The sequence below is a fragment of the Verrucomicrobiia bacterium genome (genome assembly GCA_019634625.1).
GTDB lineage: Bacteria > Verrucomicrobiota > Verrucomicrobiia > Limisphaerales > CAIMTB01 > CAIMTB01.
This window is the reverse complement of sequence record JAHCBA010000053.1, coordinates 16294-37791: the sequence shown is the minus strand read 5'-3', so window position 1 is coordinate 37791 and position 21498 is coordinate 16294. Positions and strand designations below refer to the sequence as shown.

The window sequence follows — 21498 nt, the reverse complement described above, 5'->3', positions numbered from 1 at the left end:
GTGGACGGGCGGACCGGACCGTGGACTTGACTTGGTGGAGGGCTGGGGGGTACAAGCGGCGCCGATGATTCGGACGGAAAATCTGCTGGCTCTTCGACTGGCGCTGCCGGGTGGCGGCGCGGTGCGGGGTCTGGCCGGTTTCTGACCGATTTTCAGAACGCGATTTGACCCGCCCGCCGCCGCAGAACGGCGGCGGGTTTTTATTTGCCCGACGTCGGGAGCGAAGGCTGGCACAACCGAGAACGACACGATGTTGACGAATCCGAAGACGAAGTACCGACCATTTCCCGTGGTGCGATTGCCGGACCGGCAGTGGCCGGAGCGGGAGATCACGGCCGCGCCGATGTGGTGCAGCGTGGATTTGCGGGACGGGAACCAGGCGCTGGCGGTGCCGATGAACATCTCGCAGAAGCTGGAGATGTTTGAGGGGCTGGTGCGGTGCGGCTTCAAGGAGATCGAGGTCGGGTTTCCTGCCGCGTCGAACACCGAGTTCGCCTTTCTGCGGCGGTTGATCGAGGACGGGCGGGTGCCGGAGGGCGTGACGATCCAGGTGCTGGTGCAGGCGCGGGAGGATCTGATCGAACGGACGGTGGAGTCGCTGGCGGGGGTGCGCCGGGCGATCGTGCATTTGTACAACTCGACCTCACCGGCGCAGCGGCGGATCGTGTTCGGACTGGAGAAGCCGGAGGTGTTGAAGATCGCGGTGCGGGGGACGCAATGGGTGAAGGAGCGTTTGCCGCGTCTGGCGGGATCGGACATCCGGTTCGAGTATTCGCCGGAGAGTTTTTCGGCGACCGAGGTGGAGTTCGCGCTTGAGGTCTGTGAGGCGGTGTCCGAGGTGTGGGGACCGACGCCGGAGCGCCCGATCATCTTGAATCTGCCGGACACGGTGGAAGTGGCGATGCCGAACGTGTATGCGGACCAGATCGAGTGGTTCATCCGGAACCTGCGGCGTCGGGACACGGCGATCGTGAGTTTGCACACGCACAACGACCGGGGGACGGGGACGGCGGCGACGGAGCTTGGGTTGCTGGCGGGGGCGGACCGGGTGGAGGGGACGCTGTTCGGGAACGGGGAGCGGACGGGCAACCTGGATATCGTGACGGTGGCGTTGAATCTCTACATGAACGGGATTCACCCGGGGCTGGATTTCTCGGATTTGAACCGGCTGCGGGAGGTGTATGAACGGTGCACGGGGATGACGGTGCCGCCGCGACATCCGTATTCCGGGGAGCTGGTGTTCACGGCGTTCAGCGGGTCGCATCAGGACGCGATCCGCAAGGGATTGCGGGCGTGGGAACAGGTGACCGCCGGGGGTCGCGACGCGGTCTGGGACATACCGTATCTCACGATCGACCCGGGCGATGTGGGGCGGGAGTACCGGGAAGTGATCCGGGTGAACAGCCAGTCGGGGAAGGGCGGGGTGGCGTACCTGTTGGAGTCGGAGTTTGGCATTGAGCTGCCGAAGGAATTGCAGCGGGAGTTTGGACCGATCGCCAACGACGAGGTGGACCGGCTCGGCCGGGAGGTTACGGGAGCGGAACTGAAGGCGATGTTCTGGAGGGAATATGTCGAGCGGGTCCAGCCGTGGCAGTTGCTGGGATTCCGGACGGAGAGCGGCGCGGGCGGGGTACGGGCCGAGGCGCGGTTGCTGCGTGGGGGGGAGACGGTTGACGTGACGGGGCAGGGGAACGGGCCGATCGCGGCGTTCGTGCATGCGCTGGCGGCCGGGGGGGCGCCACGGTTCGAGGTGGCGGAGTACAGCGAACGGGCGTTGAGCTACGGGGAGGAGGCCTCGGCCATTGCCTATGTGTGCCTGAGGTTCGGGGATGGCCGCCAGAGGTGGGGGGCCGGGGTGGACACCAACATCGAGCTGGCGCCGATCCGGGCGATTCTCAGCGCCTTGAACCGGGGTTAGGGTCGGCGTCAGGTGTCGAGTCCGGCGAGGTAGCGTTCGCAGTCGATGGCGGCGGCGCAGCCCTCGCCGGCGGCGGTGATGGCCTGGCGATAGACGTGGTCATGGCAGTCCCCGGCGACGAAGACGCCGGGGGCGCTGGTCTCGGTGCCGCGGCGGGTCTGGATGTAGCCGTTGTCATCCATGGCGACCTGGCCCTGGAACACCTTGGTGTTGGGGACATGGCCGACGGCGATGAAGACGCCGGCGCAGGGGAGGGTGCGTTGTTCGCCGGTGGCGACGTGCTGGAGCCGGACGGCGGTGACCTTTTTCTGCGCGGGATCGAGGATGTCGGTGACCACGGAATTCCAGATGGGCTGGATCTTGGGATTGGAGAGGGTGCGGTCGGCCATGATGGGGGAGGCGCGGAGCTGGTCGCGTCGGTGGACGAGATGGACGGTCGAGGCGAAGCGGGTGAGGTAGGTGGCCTCCTCGCAGGCGGAATCTCCGCCGCCAACCACCACCACGGGCTGGTTGCGGAACATGGGGAGGGCGCCATCGCAGGTGGCGCAGTAGGTGACGCCGTGGGTTTCGAGGGCGCGTTCGCTGTCGAGGCCGAGGTGACGATGGCTGGCGCCGCTGGCGATGATGAGGGACTGGGTTTCGACGGGTTTGCCGTCGATGGTGAGGCGGAATGGGGGGGCGGAGAGATCTGCGCCTTCGAGTTCGCCGAACTGGATGCGGGCGCCGAAGCGTTCGGCCTGCTGCTGCATGCGGGTCATCAGTTCGTAGCCGTCGATGCCCTCGGGAAAGCCGGGGAAGTTCTCAACGATGCTGGTGGTGGTGAGCAGGCCGCCGGGCATGGGGCCGGCGAGAACGAGGGGGCTGAGGTTGGCGCGGGCGGTGTAGATGGCGGCGGTGAGGCCCGCGCAGCCGGTTCCGACGATGACGACCTTCTCCAGTGGCATAGGGGCGGGCACGGTACCGTGGACGGCGGTTGAGGCAAGTCCGGGGGATGGATAGGGTGGGCGGCGTGCCGGTACGATTCACGATTCTGGGGAGCGGGAGCGGGGGGAATTGCGCGTACCTCGAGACCGGGACGACGCGGTTGCTCATCGACGCGGGGTTCAGCGGCCGGCAGATCCGGGACCGGTTGGCGGGGATCGGGCGGAGTCCGGAAACCCTGACTGGGATCCTGCTGACGCACGAGCACGGCGATCATGTGCGGGGATTGGCGGGATTGACCGCGCGACTGGACGTGCCGGTGTACTGCAACCGCCTGACGCGGGAGGCGGTGGAGGCGGGGCTGGGACGGCCGCTGAGGGCGGCGTTGTTCCAGACGGGGGCCAGGTTCGAGGTGGGGGACGTGACGGTGGAGACGTTTTCGGTGCCGCACGACGCGAGCGATCCGGTGGGGTTTCTCCTGCGGGCGGGAGAGTGGAATGTGGGATTCCTGACCGATCTGGGGCATGCGACCAAGCTGGTTCTCGAGCGGGTGCGGCCGGCAAATGTCCTGGTGCTGGAAGCGAACCACGACCTGAAGTTGCTGCAGGACGATATGCGCCGGCCGTGGGCGACGAAGCAGCGGATCCTGAGCCGGCACGGGCACCTGTCGAATGCGGCGGCGGCGGATGCGGCGGAGCAGTTGGTTTCGGAGCATCTGCGGACGATTTACCTCGGGCATCTAAGCCGGGACTGCAACCGGCCGGAATTGGCACACCGGGAGGTGTCGGAACGGTTGCGTCGGGTGGGGGCGACGCACATTGCGATCGAGAACACGAGCCAGGAGGTGGCGGGGCCGACGCTGGAACTGGTGGAAGGATAAGGATGAAGGATGGGGGAAGGCTCGTGTTGGGTGGACCCTGGACTTCCGGCTTCGCTGAAAACACTGAAACTGAAAACTAACAGTCAGGCTCAAAGATACTGACTGTTGACGGTGTTTTGGCCGAGGGATTCATCAAATTGTCAGGCTCATGGTTATTGACGAATTGATTCAAATAGTCAGGCTCCTTGTTATTGTTATTGACTGTTGACGTTGACGGCGGTGCTCCGGCTGTGGGTGCGCGCAGGGATCCGGTCCTGGCGATCACGGGGGGGTGAATTTGTGCGGGGCGTCAACAGTACAATGCCGGGCCCATTAGGACTACTTGGGTTGGCCCTTCCGAACGGCTGCCTCGTCCTTGATGACTCGTGAATGCATGGTTTCTGCACGGTGCATCCCGGAGTTGTGGGTGAGGAGGCGGCGAATCGGAGGGAAGACGGGCTCTGCGAGACTTCAAGCCAACGCTCCAGCCCGTTGCGGCCGCGTGGAACCCGGTCCTCCGAGGCGACGCTGCGCGAAGTTCGCAACTCTCCCCACGACTCCAGGAGGCACGGTTTCTGAGCCGGAGTTGCAGATCGCCCTTTACAGCCGAAGTCCGGCGGTTAGCCTCGACGGCATTCAACGTTCACGAACGATGCTTACCTTGACCCGTTCTTTGCCCGTGTTGGTGGTTGCGATGGTGGCGGTGGGTTGTGCCGGTCCCGAGAAGAAGCTGGGACGCGGGATTTCCAACCTGACTGAGCTTGCCCGCGGGGGGGAGATCTCCCGGTCGATGGAACAGACGACCCTGTGGGAGGGCACGCAGGCGGGGATGACGACGGGGGTGATTCGAGGGATCAACCGGAGCGTGGCAAGGACGCTGATCGGGGCGGCGGAGGTGGCGACGTTTTATGCGCCGTGGCCGAAGGACGGGGGATGGACGTACGATGCGTGTTACACGCCGGACGGGCCGATCTATCCGGACTACTCGGTGGCCACGTACAACGAGTCCTGGGGTGGCCTGCGCCTGCCGGAGATGCCGGGGACACCGGATTCGTACCCGGGCGGGGCACCGGCGATGACGTTCATGGACACGGATGCGAACCTGGGGGTAAGCGGCGGGTCGGTGTTGCCGTTCTATCCGTTCGGCCGGTTCAAGATCAACGAGCAGTAGGAGGACGGCGGGAAGACGGCGGCGTCCATTTTCCAGCAGGCGCCAACCGTGGGTTGGCGCCTTTTTCGTTTGTGGTTCTCGATCGCACATCGCCGTGCAAGGTCAACCTGCTGCTGAATATCCTGGGGCGGCGGGCGGACGGCTTTCACGAGTTGGAGACGGTGATGCAGCCTTTGGCCCTGACGGACCGGCTGAGGTTCGAGCGGCGGGAGGCGGGGATCGAGTTGCACTGTGATCATCCGGGATTGCCGCTGGATGCGGGGAACCTGGTGTATCGGGCGGCGCAGCGGTTTTTGGAGGGAATCGGGGGTGAGGGAGGGGTGGTGATCACGCTGGAGAAGCGCCTGCCCCTGGAGGCGGGTCTTGGGGGAGGGAGCGCCAATGCTGCAGTGACCCTGAGGGCTCTCAATGAGCTGTTTGGCCATCCGCTGGACGCGGAGGCTTTGACGCGGGTGGCGGCGGAACTGGGGTCGGATGTGCCGTTCTTCCTGCAGGATGGGCCGGCGCTGGCGACCGGTCGGGGCGAACAGGTGGAGCCGCTGGCACCATTCGAATTGCTGAAGGGGTGCGGCATGGTGCTGGTGCATCCCGGGTTCGGGGTCTCGACAGGATGGGCGTACGGGGCGCTGGCCCAGTACCCGGAGGCGCTTCAGGGACGGCGGGGTCGGGCCAGGGAACTGGTGGCCGTGCTGCGGGGAACGGACCGCGGCGCCCTGGCGGACGCTCTTTACAACGCGCTCGAGGCGCCGGTGCTGCGGAAGTACCCTCTCCTGCGGGTGGTGCAGGAGTTCTTCCGGTCGGAAGGGGCCCTGGGGACACTGATGTCGGGGAGCGGTTCCACGACGTTGGCGATCGCGCCGGATCCGGGGATGGCGGAGGGGATGGAGCGCCGGTTTCGGGAAGTGTTTGGGCCGAGCGGGTGGGTGGCGACGGTCGCGTTGTAGGGAGTGCCCTTGGTTCAGCCGAGGATGGATTCCAGGACGCGGCCGTGGACGTCGGTGAGGCGGAAGTCGCGTCCGCCGTAGCGGTAGGTGAGGGCTTCGTGGTCGAGTCCGAGGAGGTGGAGGACGGTGGCCCAGAGGTCGTAGAAGGTGCAGGAATCCTGGACGGCGTAGTACCCGAGGTCGTCGGTGGCGCCGAGGACGGTACCGCCGCGTATGCCGCCGCCGGCGAGCCAGAGGCTGAATCCGTAGGGATTGTGATCGCGGCCGTCGGAGCCCTGGGAGAACGGGGTGCGGCCGAATTCGCCGGTAAAGACGACGAGGGTTTCATCGAGGAGACCGCGTTCCTTGAGGTCTTCGAGGAGGGCGGCGAGGGGTTGATCGACCTGGCGGGCCATGGTGCCGTGCCCGTCCTTGAGGGCGCCGTGCTGGTCCCAGGGGTTGGCGGGGCCACCGGCGCCGATGCCGACGGAGACGCAACTGAGTTCGATGAACCGGACGCCGCGTTCGACGAGCCGGCGGGCGACCAGGCATTGGCGGGCGTAGGCGGCGAGGTCCGGGGTTTGGGAATCGACGCCGTAGCGGGCGAGGGTGGCGGCGGACTCGCCGGACAGGTCGCAGAGTTCGGGGACGGCGGCCTGCATGCGGTAGGCGGTTTCGTAGTTGCGGATGGCGGCCTCGATCTGGGGGTTGGCGGTATGGCGGGCGAAGGGGAGGTCGAGGAATTCGAGGAAGGCGAGGCGACGGCGCTGGAGGGGGTCGGGTTCGGCGGGCTGGATATTGTCGAGGGGCGGGGTGCGGTCCACCTGGAGGATGGAGGCCTGGTGTTCGGCGGGGAGGAATCCGCTGCTGAAGAGGCCGACGCCGCCATGGGGGGGGACGGCACCACCGCTTTGGAGGACGACGAAGGTGGGGAGGTTGCGATTGGCGGAGCCGAGGCCGTAGGCGGTCCAGGCGCCGGCGCTGGGATGGCCCATGAAGGGGAAGCCGGTATGGACGATGTAGTTGCCCTGGGCGTGTTCGTTGACGGCGGTGGTCATGGAGCGGATCACGGCGAGGGAGTCGGCGTGTTCGGCGAGGCGGGGGAAGAGGTCGGTCATTTCGACGCCGGACTGGCCGCGGGGGCGGGCGTCCCAGGGGCTGCCCATGATGTTGCCGTTGTCATTGAACATGGTGGGCTGGACGGGGACCGGCATGGGCTGGCCGTGGCGGCGTCGGAGTTCGGGTTTCGGGTCGAAGGAGTCGAGGTGGGAGACGCCGCCGCTCATGTAGGCGAAGATGACGTGTTTGGCGCGCGGGATGGGCGATGTCGGGAGGCGGGAGTAGGCCGGGGTACTGGCACGGGCGAGGCGGGCGGGTTCGGCGAGGAGGGAGGCGAGGGCGACGGAGCCAAAGCCGAGGGAGCAGCGGCGGAGGGCTTCACGGCGGGAAAGGAAGGGGCGGACGGGGGCGGCTTGCATGGGGATCAGGGGATGAAGATGAACTCCTTGAGGTTGAAAACGGATTGGGCGAGGTCACGCCAGGCGGCGAGTTCGGCGTCGGGCCCGTGGGCGGTGGCGAGGTCGTCGAGGTAGGCACGGACGGCGGCGCGTTCCCAGTCGTGCGGGGGTCGGGCGAGGGCTTCCTCGAAGAGGAGATCGAGGCGGCGTTCCGGGCAGGGTTCCCCGGTGCGGAGCCGCCGGGTCCAACGCTCGGCGAGGGCGACGATCGCGGGGTCATTGAGGAGGGCCAGGGATTGGGCGGGGACATTGGTAGTATCGCGGCGCCCGAGGGTGGCGAAGGGTTTGGGGCCGTCGAAGACGTCGAGGAAGGGGCTGAGACTATTGCGGCGGATGGTGAGGTACACGCTGCGGCGGGCGGAATCCCCGAGGGCATTGTCGCCGGGACCGAACATGGCGGTATCGAGGCGGCCGCCGACGGCGAGGAGGGCATCGCGGATGGCCTCGGCTTCGAGACGCCGGACGGGCATGTGGGAGAGGGCGGTGTTGTCGGGGTCGATTTCGATGGCACGCGGCGAGGGGACGCTGGCGCGCTGGTAGGTTTGGGAATGGACGAGGTAGCGGATGAGGCGACGGGCGGACCAGCCTTCCTGGAGGAAGCGGGTGGCGAGGTGATCGAGGAGTTCGGGGTGGGAGGGTGGATCGCCGAGGCGCCCGAAGTTGTCCACGGTGGGGACGATGCCGCGGCCGAAGAGGTGATGCCAGATGCGGTTGGCGAGGACGCGGGCGGTGAGGGGATTGTCGGGGCGGACGATATCCCCGGCGAGTTGGAGGCGGCCACTGATCGGGGTGTCGTAGGGTTGGCCGGAGACCAGGGCCAGGTAACCGCGGGGGACGGGGTCGCCGGGTTGATGGGGGTTGCCGCGGGCGAAGTAGGGGAAGTCGAGTCCCACGGTTTCGAGGATGCCGGGAGCGCGGCGCGGTTCGGGGATGGCGTCTTCGAGGCGGCGATATTCGGCGACGAGGCTGGCGAGGTGGGGGAGGTCGGGGAGGGAATGGGGCAGGAGATCGCGGTGGAGGCAGGTGCGGAGGAGGGTCCAGTGGGCGTCCTCGAGGGGGGGCTCATCCGGCGCGCCGGCCCACTGGGCGATGGCGTGTTGGAGGGCGTGGCCGAGGCGTTCGGCGAGGGCGTTGAGGGAGGCGGGAGGGGGGTCGGCCCAGAGGGGGACGAGAGGGGGTGCGGGATCGGGCGGGGTTCCGGGTTGATCGTGGAAGACGATCCGTTCGACTCCGAAGAACGAGCGTCCGTCCGGGCCGGGGCGGGCGCGGTTGCGGGCGGTGACTTCGGGGGCGGGTGCGAATTCGAGGTAGGCGGAGGTGCCGCGCCGGTAGGCGGTATTCAGGCGGACCCAGCTCGAGGTGGCGCGCTGAAGGGTTGCCTGCGGGAAGATGTTGCCTTCGCCGAGGGGGTAGTGGTCGGAGATGAGGCGGACACGGGCACCGTGACCGCCGAAGGCGCGGACGCTGATGAAGTCGCTGTCCACGCGGAATCGGGGCGAGGTGAGGACGCCGTTGTGTTTTTGGGACAGGCGATGGGTGACGATGGCCGCGGGCCACAGGTCGGTGAGAAGCCGGTCGCCCGAGGGCTCGACGGCGAAGTCGCCGGGAGCATCGAGGGCTTCCGGCGGGTTGGGGCCATGGAAGAACCAGTCGTTGGCATCGGGGCCGGCGAGGTTCCAGGCGAGGCGGTGGGCGGGCGGTTGGGGAGCGGTGGAGGAGACCGGGTCCGGCGTGGATGGGCCTGCGATGGATTCGCGCAAGGTCTGCCAGGCGGCGGGGAAGTCATGGGGCGGGACGTGACGGAGCCGGGACCAGGCGTGGAGGGGATGGGCGGGGTCGGACTGGGCGGTATCGAGGATCGACTGGAGGTGGCGGCGACGGGCGTCGAGGCGGGGATGGTCAGGGAACCCGGCTTGGAAGGCGGCTTGGGCGGCGGCGAGGCGGGCGGTGAGGTCATCGTATTCCGCGCGGCGTTCCGGCGGGAGTGCGGCGAGGATCTGGGCATCGGTGAGGGGATGGGGGCCCAGGTTGAAGGAGGCCTGGACCTGGTCCGGGGACAGGGCGCGGTCGTAGAGGCGGGCCTCCTCGATTTCACCGGCGAAGAAGGGGTTGCCCCCGCCGGTGTGACGGAGGCCGAGGAGGACGCGGGCCGCGCCGGTCTCGAAGGTGCGCAGGGTGCCTTGGGAGCCGGAGGGGGTGTAGGCGGTGCCGTAGGGGACCCCGTTGCGGTACACGGCGATCTGGTGGTCGGCGGAATAGACGATGGCGAGGTGGACGGGGGCGTCCGGGGAGGCGGATTCCTCCGGGCCACCGAGGGACCGGGTACGGCGGAAGGCGTCACTTCCGGCGAGCCATTGGCGGGGCTGCTGTTCGGCGAAGACGAGGCTGTCGAAGACGGCGCCATCGAGGGTTTCGATGGAGAGGACGCCGCCGCCGCGCTGGTCGAGGGTGGCAGGGGCGACCCAGGCTTCGAGGGTTTTTTCGCGGAGGGTACGGTCGAGGGGCGGGGTACGAAGGAAGGCGCCGCGTCCATCGAGGACGAGGCGGCCATCGCGGAGGATGGCGTTGCCGTGCAGGGTGCCGTGGAGGACGCCGATGGCATCCGAGGCATCGGTTTCGAAACTCCATGCGGCCATGGGCCGGGGGATATCGGATGGGAAGGCGAGTTCCGGGTGCCGGGCTTTCCAGGCGGCCCTGCGTCCGGCGCTGAGGAGGGAATCGCGTTGATGTTCGAGGGCGGCGATTTCGGCGAGGGGCGCATCGCCGGGTAGGGGGATCAGGGACGTGTCGGGAAGGGTGCCGAGGGTCTGGAGGTGGGCGACCCACTGGTGGACGTGGTGCGACCACGCTTCGGCGAGGCCGTGGCGGATGCGGCCCTTGAGTTCGGCGAGGGTATCGCGGTGGACACGAAGGCGCTCGGGGAGATCGATGGAAACCTGGGTGGGCCGGCAACTGGCGAGGATGCTGAAGACGGCCTGGAAGTCGTGTTGGGAGATGGGATCGAACTTGTGATCGTGACAGCGGGCGCAGGAGACGGTGAGGCCCTGGAAGGCCTTGGTGAGGGTGTCGATCTGGCTGTCCACCGTCTTGACCTGTTCGTCGAGGGTATCGACGGGTTGGAAGCCGTGTTCGACGAGGCGGTAATGGGCGGTTCCGAGGATGGATTCGTTGAGGCCGGCGTCGGGATCGATGCGCGGGGAGGCGAGGAGATCGCCGGCGACGTGTTCGCGGATCAGTTGATCCCAGGGAACGTCGGCGTTGAAGGCGCGGATGAGGTAGTCGCGGTAGCGCCAGGCGTTGGGGATGTCGGGATCGCCTTCGCTGCCGTGGGTTTCCGCAAAGCGGACGAGGTCCATCCAATGCCGGGCCCAGCGTTCGCCGAAGCGGGGGGAAAGGAGGAGTCGATCGACCAGGCGTGAGTAGGCGTCGGGGGAGGTGTCATCGAGGAAGGCGCGGATTTCGTCGCGGGTGGGGGGAAGACCGGTGAGGGCGAAGGTGAGCCGGCGGATGAGGGCTGGGCGGGAGGCGTTGGGGGCCGGGACGAGGCCGAGTTCCTCCTGACGCCGCTGGAGGAAGCGATCCACGGGATGATCGGACGCGTGGGTCCCTGAGGGGGCCGGGATTTCGGGATCGGTGAGGGGTTGAAAGCTCCACCAGTCGAGGCGGGTCTTGAACGTGACATCCCACGAGGTGTCGGCTTCCGGATCGACGGCGGGCGAATCGCGTGGGTCGGGGGCGCCGTTGCGGATCCAGGCGGTGAAATCGGCGATGGCGGTGTCGGGCAGCTTGGGCCGTTTCGGCGGCATGGCCAGGTCGGGATCGTCGTGGCGGATGACCTGGAGGAGCAGGCTGGCTTCGGGATCGCCGGGGATCAGGGCGGTTCCGGAATCGCCGCCGTCCAGCAGTCCCTGACGGAAGTCGAGGCGCAACCCGCCTCGCTGGCGGTCGGGTCCGTGGCATTCGTAGCAGTCAGAAGCCAGGACGGGGCGAATCCGCTTTTCGAAGAACTCGACGGCCTCGGGGGACAGCGTGGCAGCCGTGGCGGGCAGGCAGGCCAGGGACAGGGCGAGTCCGAGGACAGGTGGGGGCACGAGGCAGCGCATCATCGGAGCGGCATTGAGACAGGGCTGGGAACTGGGAGAAGACTGTGCCGGGGTCCGGGTACGGACGGAAGCGGAACTTGGCGTGCCGGCGTCGGGGGCGGCAACGGAGCTCCGATCACGAGGCGAGGGCGGCCTGGGTTTGCCGGGTCAGCGGATTGTCCGGGTCTGAAGGACCACGGAAATAGAAGAGGCTTGAGGCAAGGAACCGGTGGCGCAGGGCGGGTCCGAGGTGGACCAGGTCTTCGAGCACGGCGGAGCTGAACTTGTAGTCGTGGGAATTGCGGCCTTTGAGGAAGATCCAATGGCGGGCGGCCCGGGCGACGCGATCGGAATCGGCGTGGGTTTCGAGCCAGGCGAGGAGTTTGCGGCAGGCGCGGAGGCGGTCGTTGCCGATTTCGGCGAACACCTCGTCGAGGCCCTGTTCCGGTGCCGTGGCCTCGAGGGGCAACGGTTGGAAGTCGTCGATGCGGACGCCTCCCTCGCGGGGCGTCCCGCGGAAGAGGGGAAGGAACGAGGCATTCTGCAGGAGGAGGAGGCGCCGGGTGGCAGGATCCGAGCACCGCGTCCAGGCGTAGAGGACGGCATTGGTGAAGGTCACCGCATGGAGGGACACGATTCCCGGGGCGCGGATCATGCGTTCGCCGGCGGCGGCGAGGCAGGCCTCGAAGAGGGATTCGGGCGCGATGCCGCCACGCACTTCACGGACGACATGGTCGCCCGCCTCTTCGGGCGACGCGGTGCGGAGGGCATCGATGAGGTGACGGGCGGCCTCGGGGCTTCGCCGGCCTGCCAGCCAGGAGGCGGGAAACTCCCGCAGCCTGGGGAGGTTGGAGCGGAAGGGCCGGTCGGCGGCGTAGTCGCTGCGGGCGGGGTTGCCGGGGTCGTTGCCGCGATCGAGGAGGGCGTAGGCGAGGGAGCGGAGGACGGGTTCGGCGTGGTGCCAGCCGATGACCTCGAGGGTGCGGAAGCTGTTGGCGACATAGATGGCCTTGTGGCCGATGTCGCGGAAGTCGCGGACGCCGAGCCGGCAGAAGAGGTCGAACAGTTCGTGGGCTCCGGCGGTGCGGGCGAGGCCGGCTATGGCCACATCGGCGGCGGCTTCGTCCCAGTTCTCCATGGCCTCGATGAAGGCCTGGCGCGCCCGGTGGGCGGGGGGCACGCGCGATTCGTCCACCGGGGCGAGGGTCCAGTCGCCCTGGGCGCGGTCCTGCGCCTGGGAACTCTTGAACTGGTCGATGGCCCAGAAGATGGGCAGCCAGCGGTCGCGGTCGGAGGATGCCATGCTGGCGAGGTGGGCGGAGTTGACCACGAGGACGGCATGGAACTTGAAGCCGACCGGACGGGGCTGGATGTTGCGCACGCCGGCGAGGAGGAGGGCGGCGAGCAGTTCGGGATAGGTGACACCCTGGCGCAGCCGCATGGCCACCTCCCCGATCACGCGCTCGCGGGGGGTGTCCTCGAGGAGCCGGACCAGGGGTTCGATGCCTGCATGAAGGCGGACCCCCTCGGGTCCGATGCGGGCTTCCTCGGCGGAGACTGTGGGAAGACCTCCGAGAAAGCCCAGGGGAGACAGGGAACCGAGGGCGGCCGCGCCGCCCGCCAGGCGAAGGAAGCTGCGTCGATGCGTCATGAGAGATTTTGCCCGGGAGGGCGGTCGGCCCGGCTGCATGCCGGGCGAGGCGCCTTCCCATGGGGTCTCTTGTGTGTGACTCCGTTCCGACCCAAGGCAAGGGGAATCCACCGGGAATCAGGCGGTGGTGTTGGCGCGGTGTTCGGCGTGGCAGACGGTTTCGCGGAAGCCGCGGAGGAGGGAGGAGCGGCAGAGTCCCCAGCCGACGACGAGATCGACGACGACGACCCAGCCGAACCAGATGGCGAGGCCGGTGGGGAAGGAGACGAGGGAACCGCCGCGGGTGAAGAGGGAGACGAGGGTGATGGTGAGGGCGGCGAGGAGGGCGGGGCCGAAGGGGGTGATGGCGAGGGCGACGAGCCCGACGCGGTTCACGCTGGAGAGGGAAGTGGCGAGGCGGAGGGCGATCCAGGAGAGTGCATGGGTGTCGAGCAGGATGGCCGAGGCCATGGCCAGCATGAGCCAGCGTCCGTTCTGGGCGGCTGCGTCGTCCGAGGTGCCGAACCCGGTGAAGGCGACGAAGACCTCGGCGGCGGCGAGGAGGAGGACGGGACGGAGGAAGAGGCGGCGGAGGGCGAGCCGATGGCCGCGGATGAGATCGCGGTCGGTGAGGGCGGTGCAGAGGAGGAGTTCGAGGGCGCCGGAGCGGCGGTCTTCGAGGAGGCGCATGGACGATTCGGCGACCACCCAGGAGGTGAGGATGAGGTGGACGGTGAAGGCGAGGGGGACGATGAGGAACCAGGTGGGGCCGCCGAACATGTCGGTGCCGTAGGTCCGGAATCCCCAGGCCCAGATGAGGACGATGGCGAGGACGAGACCGTCGGCGTAGAAGCGTTTGCCGGGGTGCCGTTCGAGGAGCCAGACGAGCGGGTGAACGTCGAGGGTGCGGCGGCGGTGACCGGCCCGGGCGGCGGGATGGCGCGGGGTGAAGACGCGGTCATCCACGGTGCGGCGGGCGCCGGCGTCGCCGCGGCTTTGCCAGGTGGATTGGGCGAGCAGGCTGGCCATGGCGAGGAGGGCCCAGCCGAGGAGGTGGGAGGGGAGAAGGGCGATCGGAGCCGCGTTGGCGCCGGTGAGGGAGATGCCGGAGATCAGGGGGTAAATGGGGCTGAGGCCGGCGACGAGCCAGGCATGGGTGGAGGGCTGGCCGAAGTAGGTGCCCAGCCCGGCGAGGAGGAGGGGGCCGACGAGGAGGACGAGACCGACGGTGAGGGCGGCGAAGGTGGCGCGGCGTTCGTCCCAGCTCAGGGAGGAGACGCAGATGCCGAGGCTGAGAGAGACGAAGAGGAGGTTGACGACGGCGACGGTGGCGCCGACGCCGGCGGCGATGGAGACGCCGCCCATGAGGATGGGGAGGGCGAGGAGGGGGAGGAGACCGAGCAGGCCGTAGATGGTGTTGAGGGAATTGGCGGCGAGCTTGCCGAGGATGATGTCCCAGCCGCGAAGGTCGGTGAGAAAGAGGAGGCCGAGGGTGCCTTCGCGTTTTTCGCGGCTGATGCAGTCGGCGGTGACGGCGACGCTGGCGAGGAAGGCGTAGAGGGTGGAGAGGAGGATGAGGGCGCGGAACATGGCCATGCCCTGGGCGGGGGCGGGGATGCCGCGGGCGGACTGAAGGCCGGCGATGAGGGCGACGAAGGCGAGTCCGGCGGCGGCGACGCCGGTGCGCCAGCGGTAGGCGGCGGGGCCGCGGGCGGCGATGAGGAGTTCACGCTCGACGATGGGAAGGAACTTCATGCCGGGGTCGGGGAGGGTTGGCGATCAGGGCTGGTTGGCGAGGTAGATCGCGGTGCCGACCAATCCGGCGGTCAGGCCCCCCACGAGGATGGCGATGGCGAGGCGCTGGTAGAACTTCCGGCGGGCGCCGTGCTGCATGGCCGGCAGCAGGTACCACCGGTCCCGTTCGGGATCGCGTCGGAAGCGGAACTGCATAGGGTCAGGCCGGGGTGGAAGGAACGGATCGGACTGGGATCGGGATTTCCACCGTGTGCCGGGCTTCTGCATACCGGCCCACGGCGAATTCGCGCAAGGCTTGCGGCAGGCGGCGGTGCGTCCAGAGGAGAAGTAAGGTGTTCACGGCGGCGCTGGTGACGGCCCAGGCGCCGACGAGGGAATACGGGCCCGGGGAGGAGCGGGTGGGGTGGGGGAAGGCCTCGTTCCAGAACAGCCACCCGACGAGACCGAGGAGGAAGAGCAACCAGGGGAGGGCGAGAACGGCGGCGACCGTTCCGGCCAGGGCGCTGATGTAACGACGGGAACGGAGGCCGAGGGTCATGCCGACGCGGGCGAGGGTGTGCAGGTCGAGGATCAGGGTTGCCGCGAGGACGACGAATAGGAAAGCCAGTTCCCACCGGGTGGCGTGGGAGGCTTCCAGGGTGCAGCCGACCGCGAAGAGGAGGGCGCCTGCGGCGAGCACGGCGCCGAGCGGCGCGGCGATCCAGCGTTCGAGTCCGTGCCGGTGTCCGCGAAGGAGTCCTTCGACGTGCAGGGGGGTGCAGAGGAGGAGTTCGAGGGCGCCGTTGTGGCGGTGTTCGTGGAGGTGCCGGGTGGCGACGGTCGCGAGAACGGCCTTGAGCCAGAGCGCCGCGAGGAAGAAGGCGGCCAGGCCGAGGCTGCCCTGGAGCCATTCGCGTCCGAGTTCGGCCAGGCCCGAGGCCCAGAGGAAGGCGAGGACGGCGAGACCGGTCCAGACGATGCCGGTCGGGACGGGATCGCGAAGGATGAGCCAGGCGAAGGGGTCGCGATTGAGGACCGGACTGCGGCGGGCGCGGAGTGCCTCGAGGTCGGGGGAGGGATGGGTGGCGGGGCCGGGTTGGGGTGCGGGTTCGGTGCCATGGCGCCAGATGCGGGGCAGGGCGAGGCAGGCGGCGACGAGAGCCGACCAGGCGAGGGCATGCTGGATGGCGAGGCTGGTCCAGAGGATTCCGGGAGGTGCGGTCCCGCGCCGCATCCATTCCATGGAGGCCAGGAACGGCGTGAAGGGGTTTGGCCAGAGGAGCCAGCGGAAGGAGGGGGCGGCGCGGGTGTTTGAAAGGGGGGTGGACGCGGGGCTGAGCCATTCGACGAGGCCCCAGCGGACGAGAGGGAGTGCGAGGGTGAGGAAGGCGAGGACGCCGAGGGTGCCGCCCACCGCGGCGCGGGCGTCGCGGGCGAGGACACTGGCGAGCAGGCCGAGGGCAAGGGAGAGGAAGAGGGTATTGAGGAGGGTGAGGGCGATGGCAGCGACGACGCCGGGGGCGATGCCGCCGAGGAGGAGGGGCAGGGCGAGGACGGGGAGGAGGGCGACGAGGGCATCGAGCCAGCGGACGGAGTGGGCGACGAGTTTGCCCAGGACGACATCGTGGCTGCGGAGGGGGGTGAGGAAGAGGAGCCCGAGGGTTTCGTTGCGTTTCTCCCCGCTCACGGAGTCGGCGGTGCCTAGGACGCCGCCGAGGAGGGCGAGCAGCAGGGCGAGGGCGGAGAGGGCGAAGAAGACCACATGGGCCTGGGTGGTGGGTTCCTCGTGGCCGGTGGCCCAGAGGAGGACGGAGGCGGTGACGAGGCCGAGGGCGGCGGCGGTGCAGCGGCCACCGTGGGTGCCGCGGCGCCGGGCGGCGCTGCGGAGTTCGCGATCGACGATGGGGAGCGCCTTCAAGGAGGGAGATTCTTCGTCGCAACGCGGCCGTTCATGGCAACGGTTCAGCGTCGTCCGTCGTACCACATGGCGCAGGCTTCGCGGTCGCGCGGGGTGGACAGCGGGCGGAGCAGTCCGCGGGCGAAGAAGCGGAGCAGGTACCGGCGGGGATAGAGTTTGAGGCGGCGGGCGGAGCTGACCAGGGGATGGCGGGTGAGGATGATGGTCCGTTTGCGGCGGCGCCGGGCGAGGGCTTTGAGGCGGCGGCTGAGGTCCAGTTCCTCGGCGGCGTAGAGGTCGGGATGGAATCCGCCCACCTCCCGGAAGGCGGCGGCTTCGACCAGGATGAACGAGCCGGCCATCCAGCGGAAGAGACGGCTGGCGAGATTCCAGCAGCCGACGAGGACAGACTCGATGGGGGGGAGGTTTTCGTCGAGGCGGACCACAGCGCCGGCGAAGAGCACATCGCCCGAGGCGATGGCGTTGGCGGCGTCTTCGAAGAGGGCCCGGGTGGGGATCGAATCGGCATCGAGGAAGAGGAGCCAGTCGCCGCATGCGGCGGCGGCGCCGGCATTGCGGGCCCGGCCGATCTGATTGACGGGTTCGAAGACGACCCGGGCGCCGGAGGCGCGGGCGAGGTCGGGGGTGCGATCGGAGGAGTTGTTGTCGCAGACCACCACCTCGTGGTTCCAGCCGCGATCCGTGAAGGCGGGGAGGGCGTCGCGGACGGCGGCGAGGGTGCGGGGCAGGAGGCGCTCCTCGTTGAAGGCGGGAATGACGATGGAGACGGTCATGGACCGAAGGGGAGCGGGGGGAGGATGTCGGCGAGGAGGCGGCCTTCCTGGCGCAGGTAACGTTCGTGGTCGCGACGCGCCTGGGCGGCAAAGGGGTGGTCGATGGATTCGAGGACGGAGCGGCGATGGTTGAGGAAGTCGCGGGTCCAGGGGAAATCGGGACCGATGGCGTCGAGGACTTCGAGCTGGCGGGCGGGGGGCAGGACGGTGGAGAGGCGGTACCAGATGGTGGGGGCGGAGCGGGCGAGGAGGCCGACGGAAAGCGGGGTGGACCAGGCCTGGAGGAGGCGTTCGGCGTCCTGGGGCCGGTTGGGGGCGAGTTGGGCGGTGAGATCGACGACGCTGGAGAGGGAATCGCCGGTGACCCAGGGGTGGGTTCGCATGAGGTTGAAGGCGTGGACGAGATGTTCGACGGCCTCGGAGGGGTCGCTGTGGCGGAAGGCCAGCCAGGCGGTGGCGATCTGGGCTTCGGCGGGCCAGTTGCGGGCGAGGTCGTCGAGGAGGGGTTGGGCGTGTTCGGGGGTGCTGGCGCGGGCGGCGGAGACGGCGAGCATGATTTGTTCGGCGGGCGAGGTGATGGGTCCGGTCCAGAGGGAGATCACCTCGTCGTGGCGGTGTTGGGCCCAGGCGAGGATGGCGCGGGAACGCTGGAGGACCGCGCCTTCGGCGCCGGGCGGGAGGTCTGAGACGGTGCGGTCCTGGGTGAGGAAGTAGAAGCGGGATTCGAGGACGCGGTCGGGATGGAGGGCGGTACGGAGGTGGGGCGGGAGGTCGTCGATGGCGGCGATGGATTCGGCGAGGAGTTCCTGGTAGCGGAAGCCGGCTTCGCCGAGCTGGTTCCGGGCGAGGCCGTATTCGAGGACGTTGCGGTCGTCGGTGTTGAGGGTGACGGCGCTGGCGGCCATGCGGCGGGCGGTTTCGGGTCCGGCGAGGTAATGGCTGAAGAAACCCTCGACGGTACCGGAGAGCCAGGCGCGGCCGGTGGCCTCGGCGAAGAGGGGCTGGCGGAGGCGCTCGGTGATGTGGGCGAGGGGATAGGCGGGGAGTTCGAGGTGGCAGACAAAGGCGAGGTCGTTGGCCTGGGTGACCCAGGTTTCGACATAGGGGAAGACCGACAGGAGGGTGGCATAGACGATCTGCACCGACTCGTTGGAGAGCTGGTAGCCCTGGAGCCACTGGCTGAAGATCCCGCCGGGATTCAGGCGCTGGCGGACGGCCTGGTAGTATTCCCGGGTGAAGAGGCTGGCCACGCCGGCGCGGTAGGGGTTGGGCGGTTCGGAGACGATGAGGTCGTAGGAGCGGCGGGTGGCGAGGAGGACTTCGCGGGCATCGCCGAGGGTGACGTGGAGGTTGGTCTGGAGGAGGGCGTCGCGATTGACGGGGCCGAAGAACGTGGCGGCCGCCTGGACGACGGCGGGCTCGAGTTCCACCACGTCCACCCGTTCCATGCCCGGGACGTCGCCGATCCAGCCGGCGGAAGTGCCGGTGCCGAGGCCGATGACGAAGGCGGAGCGGGGGTCCGGATGCTGGATGGCGCTGATCAGGCCGAGCATGATCTGGGTGCCGGCATCCGAGAGGGCCGAGCCGTCGGGTTTGCCGTTGGAGAAGAGGATCCAGCCCTCGTCGCCGCGGGCGATGGCGATGCTGGATTCGCGGCCCTCGTACTCGGCGGCGAGGTGGCGGCGGTGGGCACGCATCTGGTCTTCGAGTTCGGCCGGGGCGGGCGGGAGGTTGAGAATGACGCCGTAACCGAGCGCGGTGTGGCGCCAGACGGCGGTGGGGCCCATGGCATGGAAACCGAGGGCCACGGCAGCCACGCCGCTGGCGAGGGTGGCGGCGAGCGGGAGGGTCGCCCAGGGACGTTCCCACAGGAGGAGGGCGACGAACCCGAGGATGAGGGTGAGCGCCACGGCGAGCCGCCAGCAGCCGGGGGCGGAGAGCCAGGGCAGGAGAAGGAACCCGCCCAGCAGGGAGCCGGCGATGGCGCCGGCGGTGTTGGCGGCATAGGCGGCGCCGACTTGCCGGGCGGCGTCGCGGCGTCCTTCGCCGAGCAGTCCCACGAGGAGCGGGAACTGCATTCCGGCGAGGATGGCCGGCGCCAGCACCACACCCGCCACGGTGACGGCCCAGCCGAAGGTCAGTCCGCTGAAGCCGAGGGACCTCAGTTGGAGGAGGTGAAAGGAGGTGACCGCCCAGCGGTCGCCGAGGGCCCAGGGCAGGGCGATCACGGCGGCCTGGAGGGTGGCCAGGACGGCGAGGGTTCCGAGGTTCACGCGTCCCGGGACGGACGCGATGCGGGCGCGGTAGAGCCAGCCGCCGAGGGCGATGCCGAACAGGACCATCGCGAGAATCAGGCCGAAGCAGTACACCGTCCCGCCCAGCAACGGAGTCAGCATCCGGAACCAGACCAGCTCGATGAGGAAGAAGATGAAGCCGGTGAGGGCCGCCGCGGCATAGACGAAGCGGGGCGGAGCCTTGGGCGGGAGGATGCGGGGCTGCCATTCGACGGGGGCGGGGGCCTGGCGCGGTTCGCCGGGGTCGCGGCGGGCGACGGCGAGGGCGACCAGGCCGAGGACGGCATTGAGGGCGGCGGAGATCCAGAGGGTGGAGCGGGTGCCGAGATTTTCGAGGGCCCAGAAGGTGGCGAGGAGGACGCCGAGGACGGCTCCCATGGCGTTGCAGCCGTACACCACTCCGAGCGCGCCCCGCTGCGGATCGGCATCGGATTCGACCCACTTCACCGCGGGCGGCAGGTTGCCGCCCAGGAGGACGCAGGGGAGGCCGATGACCACGACGGTCAGGAGCAGGTGCGCCAACGACGCGCCGGTCGGGCCCAGGATCAGCACGCCGCCGGTCTTCAGGTACACGGCCCGAACGAGGTCGAGCAGGAAGGGGGAAATGGCGACGGTCGCGGCGATGCCCAGTTCCAGGCCGGCGTAGAGGCGAAGGAGGTTGGGGGACCGTTCGGCGCGGCGGCCGAACCACCAGCCCCCCAGGCCGAGGCCGCCCATGAAGACGGCAAGGACGGCCGCGGTGGCGGGTGTGGCGCCGCCGAAGATGAGGCGGAACTCGCGAAGCCAGGCGGTCTGATAGATCAGACCGCAGGCGCCTGACGCCAGCAGGAGGGTGCCCAGGAAGGGGAGGCGCCAGGCGGGTGAAGGCGAGGGCGCGGTCAGCGGGGAGGAGGGGGTCATCGGCGGGGAGACATTCCGTTCGCGCCGGGCCGGGAGAGGTTCCCGGGAGGGATGGACGGGCGCCCTGTCAGGGCGGCCGCGCGGACGGGTGGAACGGACATGCGACGACGCTAGCCGAGCTGCGGAGCGCGTCGCCAGTCCGGGTTTGTCGTGCGTGCGCCGCGGGGAGCGGGGTCAGTGCATCGGTGAGTGCATCCAACCGGGAAACGAGAGGGTTCGTTCGATCCCTGCCACTATTCCGGGGCGGGCCGGTTCTTGTTCAGGCAGCAGTGTTTGAATTTGCGTCCGCTGCCACAGGGGCAGGGCTCGTTGCGGCCCGTCTTCGGGCCGGGGATGACCTGGAGGGATCTGGCGGTGGAGACGGCGCGATCGAGGCGATGCCGGAGGTACAGTTGCTGGAGCATCAAGTGACGGAGTTGAAGAAACTGGTCCAGTTTCGGAGTTTCTCTCCTGAGGGTGTCCATGAGGCTCCCTGGAGGGGGTGTTCCGGGAGTCCAGGGATTGAGGGGTTCCATCTTTCGGGTGGCGTAGTCGTACCGCACGGAAGGCGGTTTGCGGATCATCCCGGGCGGGACTCCGGACCCATCGAGCATCTTCAAGAACGACAGGATAGTTCCGGTGCAGGTGCAGCCGGGTTGAACGCAGAACTGGTCGTTCACAGCCCACATCTCGTCCTGGACCCTGAACTGAAATGTGAGGCCCAAGGGAAAGACCTCGATGAATCCGATCATCAGGCCCGAGCTTGAATCGGGCAGATTCTCGAAGCCGATCGTCTCGGGTTCGGCGGTGTGGATCAGGTCGAGTTTCTCGGCCAGGTACCACTCCCGCAGTCGCTGCTGGTCGGCATCGGTGAGCTGG

General features: G+C 68.7%; 12 protein-coding genes and 1 pseudogene. 3 read left to right on the top strand and 10 right to left on the bottom strand.

Annotated elements, in window-relative coordinates; genetic code table 11:
- The first annotated feature begins 250 nt into the window (after positions 1-250).
- Complete coding sequence (leuA, locus tag KF833_21830) at positions 251-1918, top strand: 2-isopropylmalate synthase (protein MBX3747956.1); 1668 nt, start codon at positions 251-253, stop codon at positions 1916-1918.
- An 8-nt stretch (positions 1919-1926) separates the two neighbouring features.
- Here leuA and trxB read toward each other — a convergent pair whose 3' ends face one another.
- The gene (trxB, locus tag KF833_21825; GenBank protein MBX3747955.1) at positions 1927-2856 is read right to left on the bottom strand and encodes a thioredoxin-disulfide reductase; all 930 of its coding nucleotides are present in this window, start codon (positions 2854-2856) and stop codon (positions 1927-1929) included.
- 53 nt (positions 2857-2909) lie between these two features.
- Between trxB and KF833_21820 the strand changes: the two genes are divergently transcribed.
- Both KF833_21820 and ispE read left to right on the top strand, forming a co-directional pair.
- Complete coding sequence (locus KF833_21820) at positions 2910-3719, top strand: MBL fold metallo-hydrolase (protein ID MBX3747954.1); 810 nt, start codon at positions 2910-2912, stop codon at positions 3717-3719.
- A gap of 912 nt (positions 3720-4631) precedes the next feature.
- Positions 4632-5813 (top strand): 4-(cytidine 5'-diphospho)-2-C-methyl-D-erythritol kinase, encoded by a 1182-nt coding sequence (gene ispE / locus KF833_21815; protein MBX3747953.1) that lies wholly within the window; start codon positions 4632-4634, stop codon positions 5811-5813.
- Positions 5814-5827: 14 nt separating this feature from the next.
- Here ispE and KF833_21810 read toward each other — a convergent pair whose 3' ends face one another.
- From KF833_21810 to KF833_21770, 9 genes and pseudogenes are all read right to left on the bottom strand, one after another.
- Complete coding sequence (locus KF833_21810) at positions 5828-7270, bottom strand: DUF1501 domain-containing protein (GenBank protein ID MBX3747952.1); 1443 nt, start codon at positions 7268-7270, stop codon at positions 5828-5830.
- Positions 7271-7275: 5 nt separating this feature from the next.
- Positions 7276-11415: a DUF1553 domain-containing protein gene (locus tag KF833_21805; GenBank protein MBX3747951.1), complete on the bottom strand. Its 4140-nt coding sequence runs from the start codon at positions 11413-11415 to the stop codon at positions 7276-7278.
- Between the two features lie 112 nt (positions 11416-11527).
- Positions 11528-13042 carry a hypothetical protein gene (locus KF833_21800; GenBank protein ID MBX3747950.1) on the bottom strand — a complete coding sequence of 505 codons (1515 nt, stop codon included), beginning with the start codon at positions 13040-13042 and terminating at the stop codon, positions 11528-11530.
- Between the two features lie 117 nt (positions 13043-13159).
- The gene (locus KF833_21795; GenBank protein MBX3747949.1) at positions 13160-14776 is read right to left on the bottom strand and encodes an ABC transporter permease subunit; all 1617 of its coding nucleotides are present in this window, start codon (positions 14774-14776) and stop codon (positions 13160-13162) included.
- 24 nt (positions 14777-14800) lie between these two features.
- The gene (locus tag KF833_21790; protein MBX3747948.1) at positions 14801-14971 is read right to left on the bottom strand and encodes a hypothetical protein; all 171 of its coding nucleotides are present in this window, start codon (positions 14969-14971) and stop codon (positions 14801-14803) included.
- 4 nt (positions 14972-14975) lie between these two features.
- Positions 14976-16673 (bottom strand): ABC transporter permease subunit, encoded by a 1698-nt coding sequence (locus tag KF833_21785; GenBank protein MBX3747947.1) that lies wholly within the window; start codon positions 16671-16673, stop codon positions 14976-14978.
- 44 nt (positions 16674-16717) lie between these two features.
- Positions 16718-17446, bottom strand: coding sequence for a glycosyltransferase (locus KF833_21780; GenBank protein MBX3747946.1), 729 nt, complete (start codon positions 17444-17446; stop codon positions 16718-16720).
- Positions 17443-20640 carry a fused MFS/spermidine synthase gene (locus KF833_21775; protein ID MBX3747945.1) on the bottom strand — a complete coding sequence of 1066 codons (3198 nt, stop codon included), beginning with the start codon at positions 20638-20640 and terminating at the stop codon, positions 17443-17445. Before KF833_21775 ends, KF833_21780 begins: the two co-directional genes overlap by 4 nt.
- Positions 20641-20873: 233 nt before the next feature.
- Positions 20874-20969, bottom strand: a pseudogene (locus tag KF833_21770) (SEC-C domain-containing protein).
- Between the last annotated feature and the right edge of the window lie 529 nt (positions 20970-21498).